The 23915-nt window shown below is 63.1% G+C and carries 22 protein-coding genes; 16 read left to right on the top strand and 6 right to left on the bottom strand.

Annotated features, from left to right (window positions below):
- Positions 1-242 precede the first annotated feature (242 nt).
- Positions 243-1349 (bottom strand): DUF8611 domain-containing protein, encoded by a 1107-nt coding sequence (locus DT068_RS07715; protein ID WP_368904524.1) that lies wholly within the window; start codon positions 1347-1349, stop codon positions 243-245.
- Positions 1350-1517: 168 nt separating this feature from the next.
- Positions 1518-3146: an ABC-F family ATP-binding cassette domain-containing protein gene (locus tag DT068_RS07710; protein WP_119389204.1), complete on the bottom strand. Its 1629-nt coding sequence runs from the start codon at positions 3144-3146 to the stop codon at positions 1518-1520.
- 456 nt (positions 3147-3602) lie between these two features.
- On the opposite strand from DT068_RS07710, the gene DT068_RS07705 reads away from it, so the two are divergent.
- The 6 genes from DT068_RS07705 (at position 3603) to DT068_RS07680 (ending at position 8002) form a co-directional block, all read left to right on the top strand.
- Entirely contained in the window at positions 3603-4415 is an 813-nt protein-coding gene (locus DT068_RS07705) for a prephenate dehydrogenase/arogenate dehydrogenase family protein (RefSeq protein WP_119389203.1), read from the top strand.
- A gap of 5 nt (positions 4416-4420) precedes the next feature.
- Complete coding sequence (locus DT068_RS07700; protein WP_119389202.1) at positions 4421-4783, top strand: ArsR/SmtB family transcription factor; 363 nt, start codon at positions 4421-4423, stop codon at positions 4781-4783.
- On the top strand, positions 4764-5243 hold the full coding sequence (locus tag DT068_RS07695; RefSeq protein WP_119389201.1) for an SRPBCC family protein: 480 nt from the start codon (positions 4764-4766) through the stop codon (positions 5241-5243). The genes DT068_RS07700 and DT068_RS07695 overlap by 20 nt, the downstream gene beginning before the upstream one ends.
- A gap of 182 nt (positions 5244-5425) precedes the next feature.
- Positions 5426-6001, top strand: a complete 576-nt coding sequence (locus DT068_RS07690; RefSeq protein ID WP_119389200.1) for a Spy/CpxP family protein refolding chaperone — start codon at positions 5426-5428, stop codon at positions 5999-6001.
- Between the two features lie 52 nt (positions 6002-6053).
- Entirely contained in the window at positions 6054-6740 is a 687-nt protein-coding gene (locus DT068_RS07685) for a response regulator (RefSeq protein ID WP_119389199.1), read from the top strand.
- 5 nt (positions 6741-6745) lie between these two features.
- On the top strand, positions 6746-8002 hold the full coding sequence (locus DT068_RS07680; protein ID WP_119389198.1) for a sensor histidine kinase: 1257 nt from the start codon (positions 6746-6748) through the stop codon (positions 8000-8002).
- A 63-nt stretch (positions 8003-8065) separates the two neighbouring features.
- Here DT068_RS07680 and DT068_RS07675 read toward each other — a convergent pair whose 3' ends face one another.
- Positions 8066-8986 carry an SMP-30/gluconolactonase/LRE family protein gene (locus DT068_RS07675; RefSeq protein ID WP_119389197.1) on the bottom strand — a complete coding sequence of 307 codons (921 nt, stop codon included), beginning with the start codon at positions 8984-8986 and terminating at the stop codon, positions 8066-8068.
- Positions 8987-8991: 5 nt separating this feature from the next.
- Positions 8992-10539, bottom strand: coding sequence for a glutamine-hydrolyzing GMP synthase (gene guaA / locus DT068_RS07670; protein ID WP_119389196.1), 1548 nt, complete (start codon positions 10537-10539; stop codon positions 8992-8994).
- A gap of 584 nt (positions 10540-11123) precedes the next feature.
- Between guaA and DT068_RS07665 the strand changes: the two genes are divergently transcribed.
- From DT068_RS07665 to DT068_RS07630, 8 genes are all read left to right on the top strand, one after another.
- Complete coding sequence (locus tag DT068_RS07665) at positions 11124-12476, top strand: ABC transporter substrate-binding protein (protein WP_119389195.1); 1353 nt, start codon at positions 11124-11126, stop codon at positions 12474-12476.
- Positions 12477-12721: 245 nt separating this feature from the next.
- The gene (locus DT068_RS07660; RefSeq protein ID WP_119389194.1) at positions 12722-13642 is read left to right on the top strand and encodes a carbohydrate ABC transporter permease; all 921 of its coding nucleotides are present in this window, start codon (positions 12722-12724) and stop codon (positions 13640-13642) included.
- The gene (locus DT068_RS07655; RefSeq protein WP_119389193.1) at positions 13639-14496 is read left to right on the top strand and encodes a carbohydrate ABC transporter permease; all 858 of its coding nucleotides are present in this window, start codon (positions 13639-13641) and stop codon (positions 14494-14496) included. The genes DT068_RS07660 and DT068_RS07655 overlap by 4 nt, the downstream gene beginning before the upstream one ends.
- A gap of 23 nt (positions 14497-14519) precedes the next feature.
- Entirely contained in the window at positions 14520-15614 is a 1095-nt protein-coding gene (locus DT068_RS07650) for an ABC transporter ATP-binding protein (RefSeq protein ID WP_119389192.1), read from the top strand.
- Positions 15614-16684, top strand: a complete 1071-nt coding sequence (locus tag DT068_RS07645; protein ID WP_119389191.1) for a Gfo/Idh/MocA family protein — start codon at positions 15614-15616, stop codon at positions 16682-16684. The genes DT068_RS07650 and DT068_RS07645 overlap by 1 nt, the downstream gene beginning before the upstream one ends.
- On the top strand, positions 16681-17649 hold the full coding sequence (locus DT068_RS07640) for a threonine ammonia-lyase (RefSeq protein ID WP_368904523.1): 969 nt from the start codon (positions 16681-16683) through the stop codon (positions 17647-17649). Before DT068_RS07645 ends, DT068_RS07640 begins: the two co-directional genes overlap by 4 nt.
- Positions 17646-19349: a GMC family oxidoreductase gene (locus DT068_RS07635; protein WP_119389190.1), complete on the top strand. Its 1704-nt coding sequence runs from the start codon at positions 17646-17648 to the stop codon at positions 19347-19349. Before DT068_RS07640 ends, DT068_RS07635 begins: the two co-directional genes overlap by 4 nt.
- A 159-nt stretch (positions 19350-19508) precedes the next feature.
- Positions 19509-19910 carry an endonuclease domain-containing protein gene (locus tag DT068_RS07630; protein ID WP_368904522.1) on the top strand — a complete coding sequence of 134 codons (402 nt, stop codon included), beginning with the start codon at positions 19509-19511 and terminating at the stop codon, positions 19908-19910.
- 358 nt (positions 19911-20268) lie between these two features.
- Here DT068_RS07630 and DT068_RS07625 read toward each other — a convergent pair whose 3' ends face one another.
- Positions 20269-20676, bottom strand: a complete 408-nt coding sequence (locus tag DT068_RS07625) for a hypothetical protein (protein ID WP_162914053.1) — start codon at positions 20674-20676, stop codon at positions 20269-20271.
- 206 nt (positions 20677-20882) lie between these two features.
- On the opposite strand from DT068_RS07625, the gene DT068_RS07620 reads away from it, so the two are divergent.
- The gene (locus DT068_RS07620; protein WP_162914052.1) at positions 20883-22535 is read left to right on the top strand and encodes an ATP-binding protein; all 1653 of its coding nucleotides are present in this window, start codon (positions 20883-20885) and stop codon (positions 22533-22535) included.
- Between the two features lie 7 nt (positions 22536-22542).
- Entirely contained in the window at positions 22543-23160 is a 618-nt protein-coding gene (locus DT068_RS07615) for a response regulator transcription factor (RefSeq protein ID WP_162914051.1), read from the top strand.
- A gap of 27 nt (positions 23161-23187) precedes the next feature.
- Here the strand turns inward: DT068_RS07615 and DT068_RS07610 are convergent, their stop codons facing one another.
- Complete coding sequence (locus DT068_RS07610; protein WP_162914050.1) at positions 23188-23532, bottom strand: hypothetical protein; 345 nt, start codon at positions 23530-23532, stop codon at positions 23188-23190.
- Positions 23533-23915 lie beyond the last annotated feature (383 nt).

Genomic DNA, 23915 nt, shown 5'->3' with positions numbered 1-23915 from the left:
TTCCGAAATGAAATTTACCACATCCAGAACAAAATGTGAACAACTAAAAGAGGTTCAGTCCATCTGCCGTGTTTGGCGCCTTCAGTCGGCTGTTGGAGGCTCAGCTGAGCATGCCGAGGCTTTGGAAGAAGAGCGATCATGCGAATGCGTTGGAAGGTGTTCCGGCTATCGGGTAGATGTGAGGCCCGCAGATACAACTGGTCGCAGTATCCTTTATGTGCCTGAATCTCGATCGTATGAGCCTAAGCCACTTTTGGTTTAACGCCATCATTCGCATGAGGTCGTTGCTTCCGCCGCCGTCCGGGTCCGTGTTCCTGCCAGACTAAATCCATATCGATGCCCTCTTCCAGCGCAGCTTTCATCTTCTTCCGTGCGTTATCTGAAAAGCGGTCGTGCTTTGCCTTCCCAAATTCAAATGTGTGGCGGCACGTCGCATCTTCATCGATCTTCAAGCTGCGTCTGAGCGCCACTGCTCGGGGACCGGTGAGCTTCAGTACCTTCGCCAGTTCAGACGCTCCCAGATAGAATTTTTTTTGTAGATCTACCTCGCGCAGCGCTGCAGCCGCTTGCGGATCGTCACCAGCGACGAACCTGACAGGAGCGCCTTCCTTCTTTGAGAACCGCACCACCACTGCAGGTCCATCACCTTCCATGCCACTCACAATGGTGTTGAGCCTCGGAAAGACTTCGCCAAGTTTTTTCCTCGCCTTTGCTGCTTTTTCGATCCGGTTGATATCCTTCTCCGAAATCTGAACTTCGTCGACAACAAGGCCTTCCATGGCAAGAAGCCCACGTATGCGCGCCCGAGCCTCGTCTCGCTTTCTTTTGCCTGGCTTAAGAAGATCGGTGATCAGCTTGTACTCACGGTCTATTAGAAAGTCGAAACCACCCGGAGGTTTGGTCGACACGGGCAATATGCGGGCGGGTATCCGAGACGACAAGTCGAGGGCGAGCGCCCGCTTCATGTAAGCGTCGAATACCGTGATTAGTGCCCGCGTATGCAGGTAAAGAAGGTCCTCTTCAACGATCGTGAACCAATGCTGCTCGGCATCACGTAGCGCATCGATCATACGCATCGTTCCGGCCTCGATCTCGGTAAGTCCATGATGTTGTCTGCATAGATCGAGACATCGGCCGAACCCGATACTCTTACCGCTTTTGTCGTCAAAGACCTTTACTTTGTTTTGGACGAGTACGGCCTTAAGCAACATCTCGCAAGCGTGTTGAAGGTGCAGCAACACCGAACAAATACGACCATCATCATCATAACTATTGAACGTGCCCATTGCCATCCGCATAGAGCAAACAGCCTTGTGCGACAATGTCTTGGCATCCCGAACGAGCGGCACGTTGGGTCACTCCCGACGACCATAGTAGCAAATTTGTGGACCGCCTCAACTATCAATGACCCGGCATCGATGATGTTAGCCAGGTCGTTGGAGAGGTTTCTCCCAATCCCCACTCAATCGTCCTCGGACGGCTTCAAGGCGATGGCTCTCAGCGCGAAGACGGGCCCCCTAACCCCCCGGATGCAGCCCCGGCGCCTCCTGGCCCGTCCTTGCCACATATTCCGTATACCCCCCGCCATACACATGCACGCCCTCGGGGGTCAGTTCCAGCACCCGGTTGGAGAGCGCGGCCAGAAAGTGGCGGTCATGCGACACGAACAGCATGGTGCCTTCGAATTCCCTGAGGGCCTCCACCAGCATCTCCTTCGTCGCCATGTCGAGATGGTTCGTCGGCTCGTCGAGGACCAGGAAGTTCGGCGGATCGAACAGCATGATGGCCATCACGAGGCGCGCTTTCTCGCCGCCCGACAGAACCCGGCAGGGCTTTTCGACATCATCGCCCGAGAAACCGAAGCAGCCGGCGAGCGTGCGCAGCGCCCCTTGCCCCGCATGCGGGAACTCGGCGTCCAGCGTCTCGAACACCGTGTTGTCGCCGTCGAGCAGATCCATCGCGTGCTGCGCGAAATAGCCGAGCCGCACATTGGCGCCCACATTGACCGTTCCCTCATCCGGCCCGGTCGCGCCCGCCACCAGCTTCAGCAGCGTCGATTTTCCGGCACCATTGGCGCCCAGCACGCACCAGCGCTCCTTGCGGCGCAGCTGGAAATCGAGCCCGGCATAGATCGGCTGCTGGCCATAGCCCTTGTGAACATTCTTGAGACTCGCCACGTCATCGCCCGAGCGCGGCGGTGAGCGGAATTCGAACTGCACCGACTGGCGGCGCCGCGGCGGCTCCACGCGCTCGATCTTGTCCAGCTTCTTCACCCGGCTCTGCACCTGGGCCGCATGCGAGGCCCGCGCCTTGAAGCGCTCGATGAACTTGATCTCCTTGGCCAGCATCGCCTGCTGGCGCTCGAACTGCGCCTGGCGCTGCTTCTCGCTCAAAGCCCGCTGCTGGTCATAGAAATCGAGATCGCCCGAATATGTCGTGAGCGATCCGCCGTCGATCTCCACCACCTTGCCGATGATGCGGTTCATGAAGGCGCGGTCATGCGAGGTCATCAGCAGCGCGCCTTCATAATCTTTCAGGAAGGCCTCCAGCCAGATCAGGCTTTCGAGGTCGAGATGGTTCGAGGGCTCGTCCAGCAGCATGCCGTCGGGCCGCATCAAGAGGATGCGGGCCAGCGCCACGCGCATCTTCCAGCCGCCGGAGAGCTGGCCCACATCACCATCCATCCGCTCCTGGCTGAAGCTCAGGCCCGCCAGCACCTCGCGCGCGCGGGCGTCCAGCGCATAGCCATCCAGCTCCTCGAAGCGGTGCTGCACCTCGCCATAGCGCTCGACCAGCGCATCCATCTGATCGACCTGGTCGGGATCGACCATCGCCGCCTCGAGGCTCGCCATCTCACTGATGAGCGCGCTCACCGGCCCCACGCCATCCATCACCGCCCTGACGGCACTCTGGCCCGACATCTCGCCTACATCCTGGCTGAAATAGCCGATGGTCATGCCGGGATCGATCGTGACCAGCCCGTCATCGGGCTTGTCCTCACCGGTGATCATCCGGAACAAAGTCGTCTTGCCGGCGCCATTGGGCCCCACCAGCCCCACCTTCTCCCCCTTCTGGATGCCCATCGAGGCATCGATGAACAGGATCTGGTGGCCGTGCTGCTTGCTGATATTGTCGAGGCGAATCATAGGTTTATGCTGTGTGGAAGAGGCTGGAGTGCTGTTCGGGTGAACCGCCCGCCGTCACAAGGTGACCGTCGCGAACGAAGGTGCGGGGACATAGCATGCTGAAGTGATTGGACAAGGGGATTTTGGAGGCTGCGCCAGACCGGACGCTCAGTTGAGATCGTCCCGGCGCTCTATCTTTTTGTTTGCGCATCGGATTATCCGAAAGCCGCAAAGCGCGTGATCAGGAAAAGTGGAGATTTCATGCGGAGATACACACCGTGCCCCGGGCAGTCTTGATTGACATTCCATCCGCGCGCCGCTAGGTCACCGGCATGATCAAAGCACTCATCGCCGCCACGCTTTATTACGCCCCGCTTTCATAGCGGCGGGTGTGCTTTCGTTGTTCAACCGCTGCCTGGCCAGCGGTTGATTTCAAACAGGACGCCTCTGGCTTCGCGGCCCATCAGAGGATCGTCCATGTCAAAAAGTAGCAATACCACATCAAGCTTGACTGTCGGCATCATAGGCTTCGGCGCTTTCGGGCAGCTGATCGCGCGCCACATCCGGCCGCATTTCCAACTGTGCGCCCATGACCCCGCGCCCAGCCGCGAGCATATCGCCGAAGGTCTGGGGGTCGCGCTCACCAGCCTCGAGACGGCGGCGCGTTGCCCGGTGGTCGTGCTTGCGGCACCGGTCGGGCGCCTGAAGGAGATCGTCGAAGCCATCGCGCCCCATATCCGGCCGGGCGCGCTCGTCCTCGATGTGGGATCGGTGAAACTGGGACCGGCCGATATCATGAAGCGTGGGCTGCCGGCGCATGCCGAGATCGTGGCGACGCATCCGCTGTTCGGCCCGCAAAGTGCGCGGGACGGGATCGCGGGGCTGAAGATCGCCGTCTGTCCGATCCGCGGTCGAAGCGCACTTCGCCTGGCCGCGTTCCTCAGGCATCGACTGCGTCTGAACGTCATCATGACCACGCCCGAGGACCATGATCGCGAAGCGGCGACGGTCCAGGGGCTGACCCATCTCATCGCCAAGGTCCTGGTGCGGATGGAGCCCTTGCCCAGGCGCATGACCACGAAGAGCTTCGATCTCCTGATGGAGGCCGTGAACATGGTGCGCCACGACGCGCCTGAGGTTTTTGCGGCCATCGAGAGCGCCAACCCCTATTCGCCGGGCGTCCGCCGGAGATTTTTCGAGCTTGCGGCGGCGCTCAATGATGAACTGGCGGATGGAAAGAAAATCCATTCCCGCCCCTTGCAGGAAGCCGAGGCACAGGCTAATTACTGAACCATATGGTTCAGTATATGACCACCCGCCTCGATGCCTCCTTCGCCGCCCTCGCGGACGCGACACGGCGCGGCGTGCTGCAGCAGCTCGGCCGTGCGGACGCGTCGATCACCGAGCTTGCGCAAAAATTCCACATGACCCTCACGGGCATGAAGAAGCATGTCGGCGTGCTGGAGAAAGCGGGGCTCGTCACCACCCAAAAGATCGGGCGGGTGCGGACCTGCAGGCTGGGCCGCAGGCGGCTCGCGGAAGAGGCGGCATGGATCGATGGCTATCGCCAGCTGTGGAGTGCCCGCTTCGATGAGCTGGACATGATTATCGAGGAACTGAAGCTGAAGGAGAAAGCCGATGGGCGAAAGAAGCGATGACCGCATGACGGTCGAACGGAAATCCGAGCGCGAGCTCATCATCACGCGGATCTTCAACGGCCCGGCGCGCATCGTGTTCGAGGCGTGGACCCGGCCTGAACTGTTCAAGCGCTGGTGGGCGCCGAAATCGATGGGCGTGCCCCTCCTCTCGGTCGAGATGGATGTGCGTGCCGGCGGCACCTACCGCGTCGTGTTCGGCCACAATGAAGCGGAGTCCGCGGCCTTCGTTGGCCGGTATCTCGAAGTGATCCCCAATGCGCGCCTCGTCTGGACCAATGAGGAAAGTGCTGACGGTGCGGTGACCACAGTGACCTTCGAGGAAAAAGACGGCAAGACGCTGCTGACCCTCAGCGAGCTCTATCCCACGAAGGAAGCCCTCGACGCCGCGGAAGGGATGGACATGTCCGAGCAGTTCGCGCAGCTGGACGAGTTGCTTGTCACGCTGGGCGCTGGTGCCTGAGGGTCGGACGTTGCCGAAATCTCCCTCTCCGCGAAGGCGAGAGCGTGGGGAGGGAGAAGTATTCCAGAGCGCCGTGCTGAGGCCGTCTCCCCGATCCTTACAAAACTTTACAATGGAGAGAAGCCCGCGAAACGAAGGCCGCGCATATTGCCGTCATCCATAGTGAATGACGGAGACCGATCATGACCGACCAGACCAATCTCACCCAGGGGCGCGAAGGCGCCGGGCAATCCCCTCCCCGCCGCATGCGCGGGCTGCTGTTCACCCTCGTTTTCGTGCTCGCCGCCGGCCTGACCGGCGTGTTTGTCGGCCAGGCCATGAGCGAGGAGTCCGGCTGGGGCCATGGCTTTGGCGGATGGCACGGGGGATGGATGGGTGGCCGGCCTGATCCGGCGCAGATCGAGGGTCATGTCGACCGCGCGATCCGCCATCTCGCCATCGAGATCGACGCCACGACGGAACAGCAGGACAAGCTCAGGGTCATCGTGAAGGGCGCCCTCAAGGACCTTCTGCCGCTCATCGATCAGAAGCATGCGGCCCATGAGCGGGTGCGCGACCTCCTCACCCGGCCCACCATAGACCGCGCCGAGCTCGAAAAATTCCGTGCCGACAAGATGGCGGCGTGGGATGCGGCGAGCAAGCGGATCGCGCAGGCCCTCGGCGATGCGGCCGACGTCCTCACCGCCCAGCAGCGCCAGAAGATCGCCGATTTCCTGGCCGAACGGAGAGGCTTCTGGCACCGGTGGCATCGAGGTTGAAGCATCGGCCCGAAAAGTGTGCAAGCCGATGCGCAACATATAGAATAGCCGCGTGAGCGAGCGAATTCTCCTGATCGAGGACGACCCTCGCCTTGCCGAGATGGTGAAAGACTATCTCGGCGGGGCGGGCTTCAGCGTGACGGTCGCCGCCAGGGGTGCCGCCGGCATCGCCGCCCAGGCGCACGGGGCCTTCGACGCCCTGATCCTCGATCTGATGCTTCCCGACATGGATGGGCTCGAAGTCTGCCGCCGCATCCGGGCCGAGGCCGATACGCCGATCCTGATGCTGACGGCGCGCGGCGAGGCCATGGACCGAGTGGTGGGGCTCGAGCTCGGCGCGGATGATTATCTGCCCAAGCCCTTCGAACCGCGCGAGCTCCTGGCGCGGCTCAAATCCATATTGCGGCGGGCCAAAGGCGGCCGGAAATCGGAGATCCTGCATTACGGCCGGCTCGAGATCGATGTCGCGGCGCGCGAGATCCGTCTCGACGGCGAGGCCTGTGCCCTGACCAGCCATCAATTCGAGCTGCTGCTGGCGCTGGCCCGGCATGCCGGCAGGGTCCTGTCGCGCGACGCGATCATGGATCTCCTGAAGAACCAGCGGCTGGAGGCGTTCGACCGCTCGATCGATGTGCATATCTCGCGCATTCGCGCCGCGATCGAGGACGACCCGAAGAAACCGCGCCGGGTGATCACCGTGCGCGGGGCGGGCTATGTCTTCGCCAAGGCGCAGGATTAGTCCGCATGCGCCGGCTGTTCCACAAGATCTATCTCACCATCATCGCGAGCCTCTTCATGGTGGCCATCGTCGCGGGCGCCGGCTGGCATCTGGGACCGAACGGGTCGCCCGCCAACCAGGCCTTCGAGCTCGCGGGCAAGCTCGCGGCCGCCGCCTTGCCGCCGGCCGAGGCTGCGCCAAATGCACAACAGGACGCGCTCACACAGCTCACCGATCAGCTCGATGCCGATCTCGCTCTCTTCGATGCGGCAGAGCGGCTGATCGCTTCCGCCGGAGACCCGCTTCCCCCGCCCGGCGCCAGGCCAGGTCACGCAAAGGGCGGCTGGGTCCGCGGTGCTGGCGGTCCCGCCTGGTCACTCTCCCTGCCTGACCGGCGCTGGCTGGTCGTGCGCCCGCAGGCGCATCACCGGCCATCGGCCTTCGGCCTCATCCTGTTCCTGGGGAGCATCGCGCTGCTGGTGGCGCTTTGTGCCTATCCCTTCGTGCGCGGCCTGACCCGAAGGCTGGAACGGCTGCAGGCGGGCGTCGAAACGCTGGGCGCCGGCAATCTCGCCGCGCGCGTGAAGGTCGAAGGCCGCGACGAGGTGGCAGGGCTCGCGGCCAGCTTCAACCGGGCGGCCTCGCGCATCGAAGAGCTGGTGAGCGCCCATCGCCTGCTCCTCGCCAATGCCTCGCATGAGCTGCGCACACCCTTGTCGCGCATTCGCCTGGGGATCGAGCTCTACCGCGAAACGGGCGCGCCCCGGCACAAGGCCGATCTCGAGCGTGACATTGCCGAGCTCGACCTTCTGATCGATGAGATCCTGCTCGCCAGCCGCCTCGACGCCGTGGGCACGCTGCAGCGCACCGAAGAGGTCGACCTGCTGGCGCTTTCCGCCGAGGAGGCCGCGCGCTTCGATGACTGTGCGGCCGAGGGGGAGCCGGTCATCATCCGCGGCGAGGCCAATCTGCTGCGCCGCCTGATCCGCAACCTGCTCGAGAACGCCAGCCGTCACGGCAAGCCGCCGATCCGGGTGGAGGTCAGGCGGCAAGGCGCCAGCGCCATAGTGGAGGTGGTGGATCACGGCCAGGGCATCGCCGCGGCCGAGCGCGAACACATCTTCACGCCCTTCCATCGGCTGAAGGCGGACGCCCAGGGCTCGGGCCTCGGGCTGTCGCTGGTGCGCCAGATCGCGCGGCTGCATGGCGGCGATGCCATCGTCGCCCCACGGCCCGGCGAACCAAGCTGCTTCAGGGTGACCTTGCCGCTATCGAGCGGCTGATTTCAGGGCTGGGGGCACATTGTCGATAGTGCCCGGCGGTTCGACGCGATGCCATAGACCAAACTATTCGAAAGGCAAGCGTAGCCCCGGCTCGCGCCAGCGCATCCGGGCAAGGCGCCCCGTCGTCGAGAGCGTGATCCAGGCGGTGCGCATATCCGGCCCGCCAAAGCATATGTTGGTCGGCATGATGTCCGGCATCTTCACGATGTCGACAATCTGGCCTTCCGGAGACACCGTCGTGATCTCCCCCTCCATCAGCGTCGCGATCACGATATTGCCGGAAGCCGCAATCGCCAGGCTGTCGAGCCGGCGGTAGCCGGGCAACTGACAGACAAGCCGGCCGCCATGCGGGCTTGGCCATGGCCGCTTGCTGAGGGAGCCGGAACCCGTAATGTCCCACGCCCAAAGCCGTCCGGTTTCCGTTTCGGCGAGATAGACGACCTTGCCGTCAGGCGAAATTCCCACGCCATTGCCGCCGCCCGGAACCGGATGAGCGGCCTCGACAATGCGCGAGCCATCGGCGGCCGCCCAGTAAAGACCGCCATGATCGCGGTCGCGGGGGCGCGATTTTCCGAGATCGCTGAACCAGAAGCCTTCGGCCTGATCGAACATGAGATCATTGGGCCCGCGCAGGCGATGGTCGCCGGCGCGGTCATAGAGCCGCTTCAGCCTGCCGGTCTTCGGGTCGAATGTTTCAATTCTGCCCGTTTCATAATCCGCAGCCTGGCCCGTCGGGCGCAGGAAGCCGCCTGCGTCCGTGAAGGTGAACCCGCCATTGTTGCATATATAGAAGACGCCATCCGGCCCGACGGCAAGCCCGTTGGGTCCGCCAGGAACGTCCGCAATCAGCGACTTCGAGCCATCCGCCGCCACGCGCGTGATGCGCTGCGCCGCAATCTCGACAAGTGCCACGCTGCCGTCCGGCATCGCCACCGGCCCTTCGGGGAAACGCAAGCCGTCGGTGATGATTTCCAGATTGCTCACCTCTTCTACTCCCACTCGATCGTCCCCGGCGGCTTCGACGTGATGTCATAGACCACGCGGTTGATGCCCTTGACCTCGTTGATGATGCGGGTCGCGGTGCGCGACAGGAAGTCGTGGTCGAAATGGTAGTAATCGGCGGTCATGCCGTCGGTCGAGGTGACGGCGCGCAGCGCGCAGACATAATCATAGGTGCGGCCGTCGCCCATGACGCCCACGGTCTGCACCGGCAGGAGAACCGCGAACGCCTGCCAGATCGCGTCATAGAGGCCGGCTTTGCGGATCTCGTCGAGATAGACGACATCGGCCTTCCGCAAAATGTCGAGCTTGTCGCGCGAGATGGCGCCCGGCACGCGGATGGCAAGACCAGGCCCCGGGAAAGGATGGCGGCCGACGAAATGCTCCGGCAGTCCCAGCTCGCGGCCCAGCGCCCTGACCTCGTCCTTGAACAATTCGCGCAAGGGCTCGATGAGCTTCATGTTCATGCGCTCGGGCAGGCCGCCGACATTGTGATGCGACTTGATCGTGACCGATGGGCCCCCGGTGAAGGACACGCTTTCGATCACATCGGGATAGAGCGTGCCCTGCGCCAGGTACTGGGCGCCGCCCACTTTCTTCGCTTCCGCCTCGAACACGTCGATGAACAGCTTGCCGATGGTCTTGCGCTTCACTTCGGGGTCGGTCACGCCTTCGAGGTTCGACAGGAACAGCTTCGAGGCATCGACATGGACGAGCGGGATGTTGTAGGCCTTGCGGAACAGATTCACCACCTCATCCGCCTCGCCCGCCCGCATCAGCCCGTGATCGACGAAGATGCAGGTGAGCTGCTCGCCGATCGCCTCATGGATGAGGACGGCGGTCACGGCCGAATCGACGCCGCCCGAAAGCCCGCAGATCACGCGGTCGAAGCCCACCTTCTTCTTGATGCGATGGATGGCGTCGTCCTTGAAGGAGGCCATCGACCAGTCGCCGCGGCAGCCGCAGATGTCGATGACGAAATTGCGGTAGAGCCTTCCGCCATCGGGCGTGTGCACCACTTCGGGGTGGAACTGCACCGCATAGAACTGGCGCTTCTCATCGGCGATCGCCGCATGGGGTGCGCCGTCGGACGTGCCGATGACCCGGAAGCCCGGCGGAATGGCGGAGACGCGGTCGCCATGGCTCATCCACACCTGGTGGCTCTCGCCCTCCTCCCACACGCCCTCGAACAGCGCATTGTCGCTCGTGATCTTCAGGAAGGCGCGGCCGAATTCGCGGTGGTCGGAGAGCTCGACCTTGCCGCCGAGCTGGGCACACATGGTCTGCTCGCCATAGCAGATGCCGAGCACCGGCAGGCCCAGCTTGAACACTTTCTCGGGCGCCCTCGGGCTTTCGCCCTCAGTCACGCTGGCGGGGCCGCCGGAGAGGATGATGCCTTTGAGATCGGGCCAGCTAAGCGCCTTTTCGGCCGACTGGAAGGGAACGATTTCCGAGTAGACACCGGCCTCGCGCACCCGTCTGGCGATGAGCTGGGTAACCTGCGAGCCGAAATCGATGATGAGAATGCGGTCTGTCATGGCGAGCGCATAAAGGAGAAGGCATGAGTCCGCAAGCCAGTCCGCAATGCTCTGATTTCGGTGGGCTTTCCCTTCTCATAAACACCGTCATCCCGGCAAAAGCCGGGACCCCTTGAATAAGCAGAAGCGGGCGGCGCTGCCCGCGCTTCACCCAATCGGGCTTTCTCCTCTCCCCATCACCGTCATCCCGGCGAAAGTGACGGCCAGGGTGCCGTCACTTTCGCCGGGATGACGGCCAAGGCCAGGGGCGCCGTCACTTTCGCCTGCATGACAGCGATGATGGAGCATATGCCCCATTTCATGGCAGCTCGAACATGGAATTGAAAACACAATCGCTCATAATCGAACATTCGGATTTCCAACGGGCCGGACTGCGAAATTTGACGTTGCCGTCATGATTTTCTTCTGCACAGGTGACAAAATCTCCTTGACCCGAACACTCAATCTGACACCATCGAACACAATCACTAGAACTTGAACATTCCAGATCATTCTCTGGGATCCGGGGAGCATCTTCCAAGCCGACAGAACGTCAGACCCAAAACAAACACGGGGAGTGAATCATGAGCAGTGATTTTCCGACTATGAACAGACGTGCCCTCCTGCGCAGCGCAGCACTTCTCGGCGCCACGGCGCTCGGCTCGAGCCTCATCCACATCCCCTTCGCAGTGGCGACGGAGTTCAAGCCGGCGTCGGGTGAACCGGTCTATTTCCGCGGCTGGCAATTCCGCACCGATGTCGTCCAGAACAATGTCGACACCTACAACAAGGCCTTCGAGGGCAAGGTCGACTACGCCACGGTGACCGGCGACTATCCGGCGATCATGGAAAAGGCGCTCATCGCCAATGAGCAGCTCGACATGATCTATGCCAATCCCTCGAGCGCCGTTCGCTATAATGGCGGCGGCTGGGTGCTGCCGGCGTCCGAGCTTCCCGACGGAAAGGAAATCGCCGACGGCATGTATCCCAATATCCGCGAGGCCTGGTCGGTCGACGGCAAGCTCCTCGGCCTCTCCTATTTCGTCACGACGCGGGGCGCCGTGCATGTCTTCACCAAGCCCTATCTCGCCGCGGGCTTCACCGAAGACCAGCTGCCGGCCAGCTGGGACGCGCTCTACGACATGGCCTATGCGCTCAAGGAGAAAGGTGTGGCGACTCCGATCCTGCCGCACTGGTTCGCCGAATATTTCGGCATCTCCTGGGGCTTCGTGCTCGAGGTGATGAACAGGGGCGGCCAGGTCGCCGACCCCCAGACCCACAAGCCGGCCATGACCCTCGACGGCCCCGCCGGCAAGACGCTCGAAGCGTGGAAGAAGCTGTGGAAGTCCGGCCTCGTTCCGGAAGAGATCTTCTCCTACAACGAAGCGGCCTATATCGATGCCTTCCGCTCCGGGCGCTACATCTTCTCGCCGCAGCAGCTCTATGATCTCAAGACCTTCAACGACAAGGCCCAGTCGGGCGATGTCGCGGGCCATGTGACCATCCTGCCCAGCAAGGAGCAGTCCTGGGGCCTGATCGACTCCGCCCTTTATGTCATGACGGCGCGCAAGGGCCGCTCCGACGCCGCGACCGACGACGTCAAGAAATTCGTCAGCTGGTATGGCTACAAGGACGAGAACGGCAAATATGCCGTGGCCAGCCGCTGGCTCAAGGAGAACATGCTGTTCTCGGCCTACAAGGATGTCATGGAAAGTGAGGAAGCGCGCGCCGCCGTGTCCTCCTCGCTGATGCGCCCGGAAGACTATGACCGGGTGCTCGGCGTCTATTCCAAGACGCCCTATCCGAACGGCATCTGGAATGTCGTGTGGTCGGAAGAATTCAACTTCTGGCTCCGCGAAAAGCTCTTCGCCTTCCTGCAGCAGGATCTCGACGCCGAAAGCGTGATCAACGAGGCCAATGCGAAGATCACCGAGCTCAACGAGAAGTACAAGATCTGATGCGTTGATGACGAGACAAGAGAATGCGCTGCATCCAGTTTCCCTTCTCCCGTCCGCAGGATGGGAGAAGTTGCCCAAAGGGCGGATGAGGGCTCTTTCTCGAAACAAAGAATGCTTTCGATGGCATCTTACATTGCAGGCAAAGAGCCCTCACCCGGCCGTTGGCCACCCTCTCCCATTGCTTCGCAACGGGCGAGGGGGAATCCAGGCGAGAGGGGATCTTATGATGAGGCAGGCTATCGCCCATGGCTGATACCGTCCGCTCCCAGACTCCCGCCCCTCCCCGCACGGCCGAGATCAGCACGCTCTCATTCGCGCTCGTCGTCTCGGTTCCGGTCCTCATCTTCCTTCTCGTCGTCGTCGCCTATCCGCTCGCTTATGCGCTTTACCTGAGCTTCCATGAGATCCGCTTCTTCGGCGGCTATTCGGCGACGTGGAACGGCATTGCCAATTACAGCAAGGTCCTGACCGACCAGAGCTTCTGGAGCTCGCTCGGGCGCAGCTTGCGCTTCACCGTCGTGACCGTGATCCTCACCCTCGCCGTCGGCCTCGGCCTCGCCTTGATCCTGAAGCATCTGCCCGGCAAATGGCGCTGGCTGCGCGCGCTCATCATCCTGCCCTGGGCGGTGTCGCCCTATGGCGCCGGCATCCTCTTCACTTATCTCGGGCGCGGCCAGACCGGCATCGGCACGGCGCTCGCCAACTGGCTCGGCTCCGAGCACACGGTCGCCCTGATCTCGGCCAGCTTCGTCATCGAATATCTGGCGGTGGGTGCGGCCTGGAACATGGCGCCGCTCGTCGCCTTCTTCCTCCTTGCCAATATGCTGACGACGCCGGCCAGGCTCTATGACCTCGCCAAGATCGACCAGATGTCGCCCCTCGAGACTTTCCGGCATGTGACGCTGCCGCCCCTGCGCTTCACCCTCTTCGTCTTCAGCTGCATCACCACCGTGCTGGCGATGAAGACCTTCGACTATATCTTCACGGCCACGCAAGGGGGGCCCGGCAGCGCCTCGGCCGTCCTCACCTACACGCTCTACAAGATCAGCTTCGTCAATCTCGACCTCGGCTATGGCGCGGCCATGTCGTTCTTCCTGCTCGCCGTGATCCTCGGCGCGACAGGCCTCCTCTATCTCCTCTGGGGCCGCCGGGAGGAACGCCAATGACCTCCCGCAACGCCCGCACCCTGTGGCTCGTCCTCGCCGTCGCGGTGGCACTGCTATGGACGTTCCTCCCCATGTACTGGGTGGTGAAATATGCCTTCATGACCAAGACCGAGATCGCCCGCTTCCCGCCGATGCTCTATCCGCATCAGCCGAACCTCGCCTCGTTCTTCAACATCTTCGGCTATGACTACACGCTCAGCGACGGCACGGTGTTCAAGGCCTCGGGCCAGGCACGGCAGATCATGCTGGGCGTGCGCAACAGCCTCATCGTCGCCCTCGTCGTCACGATCATCACCACCCTCGTCGTGGTGCCGCTCTCCTATGTCTTCGCCAGGCTGCATTTCCCGTTCAAGGGCAAGCTCCTGGCCGCGATCCTGCTCTCGGTGTCGCTGCCGCCGGTGTCGACGCTCATTCCCTTCTACACGCTTTATGTGCAGCTCGGTCTCACCGGCACGCTCACCGGGCTCATCATCGTGACGCTGACCATCACCATTCCGATCGTCGCCTGGATGCTCATCGGATTCTTCCGCAACCTGCCGCCGGTCGAGCTTCTCGCCCGCGTCGACGGCTTCAGCCGGCTCTATACTCTGGCCCGCATCATCGTTCCCATGGCGAAGAGCGGCATCCTGGTGGCCGCGGTCATCGCCTTCCTGTTCTCATGGAACGAATATGTCTATGCGCAGATCCTGGTGACCGGATCGAATGCGGTGACGCTGCCCGCGGCGATGTCCGGCTTCCTCTTCCAGGTGCCGGAACCGGCACAGCTCGCGGCGAGCCTCCTGCTCAGCCTGCTGCCGCCCTTCTGCATCGCCTTCTTCCTGCAAAAGCACATCGCCGAAATGCATATCGCCTGAGACCACAAGGAGCCTTCCCGCCCATGGCCCGCATCGAGCTGCGCAACATCGTCAAGACCTATGGCAGCCACCATGCCGTGCATAATCTCGACCTCGAGATCGAGGATGGCGAGCTCCTGGTGCTTCTCGGTCCCTCGGGCTGTGGCAAGTCGACGACGATGAACATCATTGCCGGGCTGGACGAGCCGACCTCCGGCCAAATCCTGTTCGACGGTGCCGACGTCACCGGCCACTCGCCGCATCAGCGCAATATCGCGATGGTCTTCCAGTCCTCGCTGCTCTATCCGCATCTCTCGGCGCGCGACAATATCTATATGAGCCTGAAGCGTTCCGGCCTGTCGAAGCCGGAGATCGAGGCGCGTATCGCCCATGCCGCCCAGACGGTGGATGTGATGCATCTCCTCGACAAACGGCCGGGACAGCTGTCGGGCGGCGAGCGCCAGCGTGTCGCCACCGCCAAGGCGATCGTGCGCGAGCCCGCGGGCTTCCTGCTCGATGAGCCTTTGTCGGCGCTCGATGCGGCGCTCAGGCTGTCGCTGCGCGCCGAGCTCGTCAACTTGCAGAAACGCATCCGCACCACGATGATCTTCGTCACCCACGACCAGATCGAGGCGATGACGATGGGCGACCGCATCGGCGTGATGCGCAAGGGCCGGCTGGAGCAGATCGGCACGCCGACCGACATCTATAACCGGCCCGAGACCCTGTTCGTCGCGGGCTTTGTCGGGGTTCCGCCGATGAATTTCCTCAAGGGCGCCCTCGAGAAGGCCGATGGCAGGCTCTGGCTGGTCAATCCGTCGCTCCGGATGGAGATCACCGGCGAGTTCGCCCAGGCCGCGCCGCAGAAGGAAGTCATTCTCGGGATAAGGCCGCATCTGATGCGCCTCACCGAAGCGGGCGCCGCCGCCTTGCCCCTCACCGTCTATGCCATCGAGCAGCTCGGCAATGAAGCGATCGTCATCTGCGACGAGCCCGGCGGCGGGAAAATCCGCGTCGTCGCGTCTGCGGGCTTCAGCGCCGCGATCGGCGCGAGGCTCAATGCCACTTTCGACAGTGCCGCGGCCCGCCTCTATGATCCCGCCAGCGAACGTGTCCTCGCCACGAGCGGCAAAGCCTGATGCCCCCTATCGATGTGAGCCGCCCGCTCCGGGTCGCCATTGCGGGCTTCGGCCAGGCCGGGCGCTGCCATGCCGAGACCTGGGCGATGATGCCGGACGCCGTCATCGCAGGCGTCTATTCGCAACGCCCCGATATCGAAGCGCCCGCCATCGCCCGTATTTGCGGTCCGGAGGTGCAGGTCTATTCCGACTATGAACGCATGCTGGCAGAGAGCGGCTGCGACTTCGTCTCGATCTGCACGCTGCACGACACGCATGCGGCGCAGGCGATCGCGGCGGCGCGGCACGGCAAGCATTTCATCGTCGAGAAGCCGGTCTGCCTCACGCTAGAGGATCTCCTCGCGGTGCGCCGCGCGGTCGACAGCGCCGGTATCAGGGCCTTTGTCGGCTTCCAGGAATTCCATTACGGCCAGCTCCAGGCGACGATCGAGGCGGTTCACAAAGGCTGGCTCGGCCGCGTGCATCTGGCCGAGATCGAGTATTTCAACGGCATCGGCCCCTGGGTGCCGCAGCATTGGTGGGCCCGCACCCATAAGATCGGCCGTTCGTCGATGCTGTTCTGCGGCTGCCATCCGCTGATGATGCTGATGCTGGTCATGAAAGGCGTGAAAGTGGCCGAGGTCGAAGCCTTCGCGACGAAATCCGGCGCGCCCGATTTCGCAGGATTCGAATATGCGACGACCCAGGTCAATCTCATCCGTTTCGCGGACGGCCGGCTCGGCAAGGTCACGTCCTGCCTCGACAGCCTCCATCCCTATTATTGGCGCAACACGCTGATCGGGTCGGAAGGCAGCCTCATCGATACGAGGATCATGAGCCGCGTGATGCTGCCCGGCCTCGATCCCAAGGGCTGGCAGCATTTGGCGACCCGCTCGATCAATGATGGAGGCGACGTCACGCCCGACATGTTCAGGCCGATGTTCGAGCGCATCCTCGCCAATCTGCGGCACGACGAGCCCATGCCCTATTCCGGTCTCGACGAGGCCTTCGAGATGCACCGCGTGCTGTTCGCCTGCGACGAGGCGGCGCGAACCGGCCGGCCGGTGGCGCCCGACACATCCCTGCCATGACCACGCCCGCCATCACCCTTGCAGCCATCGAAGCCGCGCAGAGGCGCATCGCCGGCCATATACGCCCGACGCCGATGATCGAGGTCGCGCAGGTGCGGCAGCGCCCCGTCGCCAATCCCCTGTTCCTCAAGCTCGAATGCCTGCAGGTGACGGGATCGTTCAAGGCGCGCGGCGCCGTCAACCGGCTTCTCACCACGCCGCCTGATGTGCTGAAGAACGGCATCGTCACCGCCTCGGGCGGCAATCACGGAATGGCGGTGGCGCGAGCCGGCCTCATGGCGGGCATCCCCACCACGATCTATCTGCCGCCCAATGCCTCGCCGGCCAAGGTCAGGGCGCTCGCCGAGTGGAATGCGAGCGTCCATGTCGTGGGCGAGAAATGGGACGATGCGGATGCGGCCGCCCGCGAGCACGCCGGGCGCCATGGTGCTGTCTATTTCCATCCCTTCAAGGATCCCGACATCGTCATCGGCCAGGGCACTGTCGCCCTCGAAATGCTCGACGCTGTCCCCGAGGCGGATGTCTATCTCGTCGCCATCGGCGGCGGCGGGCTGATCGCCGGCCTTTCCACCGTGGTTCATGCGCGCAATCCGAAAGCGCGCATCATCGGTATCGAACCGGTGGGCAGCCCGACATTGCACGCGGCCCTCGAGGCCGGCGGCCCGGTCCGGCTCGAACGCCAATGGACCCGTGTCGCCACCATGTCCTGCGGCATGACGGCGCCCATCATCTACGACATCGTCGCGAAGCACGTGGAGGAGATCGTCCTCGTCGAGGACGAGCATCTCATCGCCGCGGCGCGCTGGATCCTGGCCGAGCTCGCGATCCGCGCCGACCTGTCGGCGGCGGCGGCGATCGCGGCCCTCAGCCTCGGCAAGATCAGGCTCAAGCCCTCTGAGCGCATCAGCACGCTCATCTGCGGCGCCGATGATGCCGCACTCGAAAATCGGGGAACCGCCGGATGAGCGCCAACGAGGCTGACTACGTCATCGTGGGCGGCGGCTCGTCGGGCTGCGTGCTGGCGGCACGGCTCAGCGAGAACCCCGCCGTCAAGGTCATCCTCCTGGAAGCCGGCATCGATGCGGCGCGGCCGGAGGATTTTCCGGACCTCGCCAGCCCCTATCCGGGCATCGCCTATTCCAATCCGCGCTACACATGGAAGGGCCTCACTGCCTCGCTGCCCTATCGCGGCTCGAACCGGCCGGAAGGCCGGGCCACGCGCTATGAGCAGGCGCGCGTGCTGGGCGGCGGCTCGGCGATCAACGGCATCGGCGCCAATCGCGGGGCTCCGGGCGACTATGACGAATGGGCTTCGCTCGGCGTCGAAGGCTGGTCCTTCGCGGAGTGCCTCCCCTATTTCAGGAAGCTCGAACGCGATCTCGATATCGACAACGAGTTGCATGGCAAGACCGGCCCCTTCCCGATCAGGCGCCGGGGTCCGGAAATCTGGACACCCTTCACCCATGCGATGCTCGCCGTCTGCGCCAAACGCGGCATTCCCTTCCTTCCCGACCAGAACGGCGCATGGGAAGACGGCACCTTCGAGATGGCCGTCAATATGGACGAGCAGAAGCGCCGCGTCAGCACGGCTTGGGCCTATCTGACGCCCGAGGTACGGCGGCGGCCCAATCTGGACATCCGCACCGAGACGACGGTAGAGCGCCTCCTCATCGCCGAGGGTCGGGCCAAAGGCGTGCTGGCGCGACGCGACAATGCGCAGGAGGAGATCAAGGCGCATCGCGTCGTGGTCTGCGCCGGGGCGCTGGCCAGTCCCGCGATCCTGATGCGCTCCGGCATCGGGCCCGCACCGCATCTGGGCGATTGCGGCATCGAGACGGCGGTGAACCTGCCAGGGGTGGGACAGAATCTGATGGAGCATCCCTCTTCGGGGATCGTGCCCTATCTCAAGAACCCGGCGCGGCAGAAAGGGCCGCTCGATTATCACATCCCGATCGGCTACCGGTTCTCATCGGGCGTCGAGGGCTGCCCGCCCGGCGACATGCACATGAATTTCGTGACCCGCGCCGCCTGGCATCCGGTCGGCGGGCTCTTGGGCTCGGTTTTCTTCTGGGTCAACAAATCCTATTCGCGCGGCCAGCTGCTGCTCAATCCCTCGGCACCGGAGGGACCGCCGCGCATCGATTTCCGCATGCTCTCGGACCGGCGCGATCTCACGCGGCTGGCGGATGCCTTCGAGCGCGCGGTCGGCCTCGCCACCGATCCGAGCCTGTCATCCGTCGTCTCGGGGCTTTATGCCGGTGGCATGTCGGAATTCGGCAAGCGCTTCTCGAAGCAGACGCGGACGGGTGCGCTCGTCACCGGGATCGGCGCATTGGGCCTCGACATGATGGGCAGGCATCGCGAGAAGATCTTCCCGCATCTTTTGTCGAATTTCGACGATCCGCGGCGGCTCGCCGGCAACAGGCCTGAGCTCGAGGCCTATGTTTCCGAGACGGTGGGCGGTGTGTGGCATCCCTCCTGCACCTGCCGCATGGGACCTGAGAGCGACCGACTGGCGGTGACCGACGCCCGCGGCAAGGTGCGCGTGCTCGACGGCCTCTATGTCAGCGACGCCTCGATCATGCCGACGATCCCTTGCGCCAACACCAACCTGCCGACGATCATGATGGCGGAAAAGATCGCCGACGGACTGCGGAAAAATTAGACCAGCGCCGGTTCGCGTATATTTTTTCCTCCCCTTGTGGGGAGGGCGAGTACCTATGAATTTCTAAACCAGGCAAGTCCTCTCCAAACTTTCCCCCTCGCCCGTTGCGAAGCAATGGGAGAGGGTGGCCGAAGGCCGGGTGAGGGCTCTTAAGCTGGCGTGCTGGAGATCGTTGCGATACCTTTTGTCATGGCTCTCACCGAGGAAAAGCGCCTTGAACAGGCACGCCGATTGCGCCGCAGCCAGACGCCAGCAGAGGCGCGCCTCTGGTCAGGCTTGCGTGGTCGCCGTCTCCAGAACCGCAAATTCCACCGCCAATACCCGATCGGACCGTTCACGGTCGATTTTCTGTGCCGTGATGCCCGCCTTGTGGTCGAGTTGGATGGCGCAACACATTCGGAGGACCATGAGATCGCCTATGATACCAAGCGGACGGCGTATCTACGTTCACAAGGATATAGAGTTCTTCGTATCCTGAATGACGATGTCTATCATCGCTTCAACGATGTGATGGACATGATCCTGCTGGTGCTGGCTGGGGATCTTCCAGAAGAAAAGTAAGGGCCCTCACCCGGCCTTCGGCCACCCTCTCCCATTGCTTCGCAACGGGCGAGGGGGAAAGTTTGGAGAGGACTTGCCTGGTTTAGAAATTCATATGCGATTGCCCTCGCCGCGAGGGGGAGGGCAAATTGACGAAATCATCGCAAACGCGCGCCTGCCCGCCGACGGCAGAATCGCACAGCATCTCCGCATTAAGCGCGATGATGATGGCGGCGATCACTGCCAACACGGCAGCTGAAGACGGGTGTCACAAAAATTGGAGACGCCTCCCTCGGGGGATCCGGGGTGGGATCGGGAGGCGTCTCCATGCGCCGCCCCGCGGGAGCCGAACGGCACATCAACGGCAATCGCGGGATGATCAGTACGCGCTGCCGCAGATTTCACAGCTCAGCGCGCCCGCATCTTCCAGCATCGGTTTCAGGAGCGTGCGCCGTCCGCGCAGCATCCAGCAATAGGGACAGTACGGAGGATGGCGGTGCAGCTCGAGACTGTAGATGTCGAAGCGCACGCGCGCCAGCAGCCCCGCCTCCTGCTCCTCCTTCAGATGCGCCAGTCTGAGCCGGCCTCTTGCCTGCTCGGGCTGCTCCTCCAGGCGCTCTCTCTCCGCCATGACGGCCGGCAGCGCGAGAGCCAGATTGCTGGCAAAGAATCCGGCCTGCTCGCACAGTTTCTCGATCAGGCCAGCTGCCGGCCGCGGAGCGTGCTCACTGCTGGATGGGCTGTTGCTTTCCAATCGGGCCATCGGGAATGAGATTGTCGAATCCACGCAGCGAAGGCTAGCTTCCGGGAAAAGACGGCGGAATAGGTGGCACTACCCATAGGGTCCGCATGCCGGCATGCGGCATTTTCGGCTCGTGACCGCGCGCCGGGAGCTGTATCATTGCGGTCATTGACAGGAAGCAAGGAATGCGTCCGGTGCAATCATCGCCGCAATACAAGTTCCCACCCATTCGCCCGCCATATCCGGCAAGAATGGCAGATGCCGTCAGTCATGTCGGGATGCGTCTGCGCGACTCGATGCGGTCGCTCTCCGTTCACAAGATCGTGAGCCTGGCGCTCTACTGCGTGTTCTTCATCATCCTTCAGGAAGCCACGAACTTCTTTCCGCTCGCGCGCCTCGCCGCATCGCCGTGGAGCCCGGAGACCGGCCTTACAGTCGCAGCCGGCGTTCTGCTGGGCTGGCTGGTCATACCGCTTGCGATGCTGTGCCACATCATCGCCGACTCGATGACCAGAGGCGCGCCGTTCCTCACCGTCGAATTTCCCGCCAGCCTCCTCTATGCGCTTGCCTATGCCGGACCGGGGCTCATCGTGCGCAAATGGCTTCAGGAATTCGGGCATGAGTCCATACGCTTCCTCATGCGGTTCATCACCCTCACTCTCATTGCCGCCTTCACCTTCGCCGCCAGCCAGGCGGGGCTCGCGGTCCTGATCAGGAATGTCCCTGTCGAAGAACTCGTTTCGCCGGCCTTTACCCTGGCGGTCGGCGACATCATCGGCATACTGACGGTGTCGCCCGTCTTCCTGCTGGCGCTACGCGACGAAAATATCCTCGGCTATATGCGCCAGCATGTCGTCGCCCTGCTGCTCTGCGTCCTGGCGATCGTCCTGATATCCCTGTTCGTCTTCGGCCTCGACAGCACCGACGATTTCAAGTTCTTCTATCTCCTGTTCGTGCCCGTCGTCGCGCTGGCGGTCGTCCTGGGGCTGAGTGGCGCGATCGCCGCCGTCCTGATCACCGACACCAGCATGATGGCGATCATCTACTGGCGCGAGATCTCGCCCTCGACGGCGACCGAGCTGCAACTGCTGATGATCTCGCTGTCGGTCACCGGCCTCGTGCTCGGAACCATCGTGCATGAGAGAGGCATCTTCAAGCAGGCGCTGATCCTGAGCCAGGAGCGGCTCAGCGAGAGCCAGTCGCTGCTGCTTCATTCATCGCGCGTGTCGGTCGTGAGCGAGATGACCACCGCTCTCGCGCATGAGCTCAACCAGCCGCTCTCGGCCATCAAGACCTATTTGCGCGCCATTCAAAGGGTTCAGGGGCGCACCGGCTCGGACCCGGCCGAAATCCAGCATCTTCTCGATGAAACGGTCGCGCAGGTCGACCATGCCGGCGGCCTGATCAGCAAGACCCGGAAGTTCCTCAAACGCGGCGCCACGCCGGTCAGGAAATCCAATCTCCGCCACATCATCTCGACGAGCCTGGCGCTGATGGAGGCCGAGCTCAGGCTGGCCCATATAGAGACGGTGCTGCAGCTGCCCAAGGCGATGCCGCCCGTATGGGCGAGCGAGATCGAGATCCAGCAGGTCATCATAAACCTGCTGCGCAACGCCAAGGATGCGGTCGCGGCAAAGAAAGGCGGCGAGCGCAGCATCACCCTGTCGGTGGGGCAGATGCCGCAGCCCGGCCTCGTCAGGATTGCGATTACCGATACGGGCGTCGGCGTGCCCGAAGAACTGCGCAGCCAGCTGTTCCAGCCCTTTGCCACCTCCAAGAAGGACGGGCTTGGCCTTGGCCTCGCGCTGTGCCGCAGCATCGTCACCACCCATGGCGGCGATATCTGGCTCGATCAGGACATCCCCAATGCGACCTGCTTCGCCTTTACCTTGCGAACCGTCTGAATCTGTGGTGGCGAGCAAACAGGCCCGCATAGCCGTCGTCGACGATGTGGCGGCGGTGCGCAATTCGCTCAAGGCCCTGCTTGCGACATACGGCTACGAGGTGATGACCTATGAGCGCGCGGAGAGCTTCTTCAGCGCCATGGCGGATTCCCCTCCGAGCTGCGTCCTGCTCGATGTGCGCATGCCCGACATGGATGGACTGACGGCGCAGCGCCTGCTGACGACGAAGATGCCCGGCGTGCCGGCGATCATCATCACCGGCCATGGCGACATCGACATGGCGGTACAGGCCATGAAGGAAGGCGCCTTCGACTTCATCGAAAAGCCGATCGATGACCAGAAGCTCGTCGCTTCAGTGGCCGGAGCGGTGGAGAAAGCGGCGCACCGGCATGCGGCGGAAGCGAAACGCGCCGAGATCCTTGAAAGATACCGCCGCCTGACGAAACGCGAGCGCGACGTGCTCAAGCTCGTCGCCCAGGGCTATTCAAGCTTCGCCATCGCCTCGCTGCTCTCCATCAGCATCAGGACCGTCGACCACCACCGGGCCAGCATTCACGCCAAGATGGAGGCCGCGAGCCTTTCCCAGCTGATCAAGCTGGCGCTGGAGATCGAGAAGGATTCCTGAGAAAGCCAGTCGCAGCCGCCGGATCGTTCACGTACTTGGCTCGCCCGGCGATCCCGCAATGGGGGCCGCCAAATCAGGCGCCTTCGTGAGCTCAGCGGCGCAGAGAACGCCTGCCGCCGCGAGCGGCTCGTCCATGCCGGCGAGCGACACCCAGCCGCCTTTCTCGAGAATGCCGGGCCGGTCCGAGGCCGGGGTGTCCTTGAGCACCGAAAGCTCGGATTCAAAGCCCGGGTTCTCCCTGAATTTCCGCACACAGGCAGCCGCCACCAGCTCGGCGCGGGCATCTGCGGCCGCCTGGCGCGCCAGCCTTTCCGCCGCGTCGCGAGTCGTCCAGCCGCCGGCCGTGAATCCGATGGCGACGGTCGCGGCCACGACGCCAATGCATGACCAGAACCACAGCGGCTTCGATGGGCGAAATCGGTCCCATCCCTCCTGACAATCTTCCCAACGCTCTGCGAAGGTCCGGTCTTCCATGGCTTCCTCCAGCCAAACTCAGGCGTGCCCGGCGGCGCGCTCGGTTTGCGGTTGCTTCTCTGCCCTTCGAGTATCAGCCACCGGCGCGCGAGTTCGGTATAGGCGTTATTACCTATTGGTGCGTTCCTGTCGGCGAGGCACAGTGATCCGAAGGGAGGTTGGCGCAACTTGCGTCAATGGGCGTGGCCAATGGGATCTCCAAAATTCCATGCGGCGGCTGGTCACGCCCACCATTTCCATCGAACATCGCCGACAAAAAAATGGCCGCACTGTCACGGGAT

The sequence above is a fragment of the Taklimakanibacter lacteus genome (assembly GCA_003576695.1).
GTDB lineage: Bacteria > Pseudomonadota > Alphaproteobacteria > Rhizobiales > Aestuariivirgaceae > Taklimakanibacter > Taklimakanibacter lacteus.
Note: the sequence above shows the minus strand (reverse complement) of the source record. Positions and strands in the feature narration are given on the sequence as shown.

Excerpts from the sequence above, each read along its gene's own strand:
- DT068_RS07680 (WP_119389198.1), top strand. The coding sequence starts at position 6,746 with ATGCGCCGGCTGTTCCACAAGATCTATCTCACCATCATCGCGAGCCTC.
- DT068_RS07710 (WP_119389204.1), bottom strand. The coding sequence starts at position 3,146 with ATGATTCGCCTCGACAATATCAGCAAGCAGCACGGCCACCAGATCCTG.
- DT068_RS07665 (WP_119389195.1), top strand. The coding sequence starts at position 11,124 with ATGAACAGACGTGCCCTCCTGCGCAGCGCAGCACTTCTCGGCGCCACG.
- DT068_RS07695 (WP_119389201.1), top strand. The coding sequence starts at position 4,764 with ATGGGCGAAAGAAGCGATGACCGCATGACGGTCGAACGGAAATCCGAG.
- DT068_RS07690 (WP_119389200.1), top strand. The coding sequence starts at position 5,426 with ATGACCGACCAGACCAATCTCACCCAGGGGCGCGAAGGCGCCGGGCAA.
- DT068_RS07700 (WP_119389202.1), top strand. The coding sequence starts at position 4,421 with ATGGTTCAGTATATGACCACCCGCCTCGATGCCTCCTTCGCCGCCCTC.
- DT068_RS07655 (WP_119389193.1), top strand. The coding sequence starts at position 13,639 with ATGACCTCCCGCAACGCCCGCACCCTGTGGCTCGTCCTCGCCGTCGCG.
- DT068_RS07640 (WP_368904523.1), top strand. The coding sequence starts at position 16,681 with ATGACCACGCCCGCCATCACCCTTGCAGCCATCGAAGCCGCGCAGAGG.
- DT068_RS07705 (WP_119389203.1), top strand. The coding sequence starts at position 3,603 with ATGTCAAAAAGTAGCAATACCACATCAAGCTTGACTGTCGGCATCATA.
- DT068_RS07620 (WP_162914052.1), top strand. The coding sequence starts at position 20,883 with ATGGCAGATGCCGTCAGTCATGTCGGGATGCGTCTGCGCGACTCGATG.
- DT068_RS07635 (WP_119389190.1), top strand. The coding sequence starts at position 17,646 with ATGAGCGCCAACGAGGCTGACTACGTCATCGTGGGCGGCGGCTCGTCG.
- guaA (WP_119389196.1), bottom strand. The coding sequence starts at position 10,539 with ATGACAGACCGCATTCTCATCATCGATTTCGGCTCGCAGGTTACCCAG.
- DT068_RS07645 (WP_119389191.1), top strand. The coding sequence starts at position 15,614 with ATGCCCCCTATCGATGTGAGCCGCCCGCTCCGGGTCGCCATTGCGGGC.
- DT068_RS07650 (WP_119389192.1), top strand. The coding sequence starts at position 14,520 with ATGGCCCGCATCGAGCTGCGCAACATCGTCAAGACCTATGGCAGCCAC.
- DT068_RS07660 (WP_119389194.1), top strand. The coding sequence starts at position 12,722 with ATGGCTGATACCGTCCGCTCCCAGACTCCCGCCCCTCCCCGCACGGCC.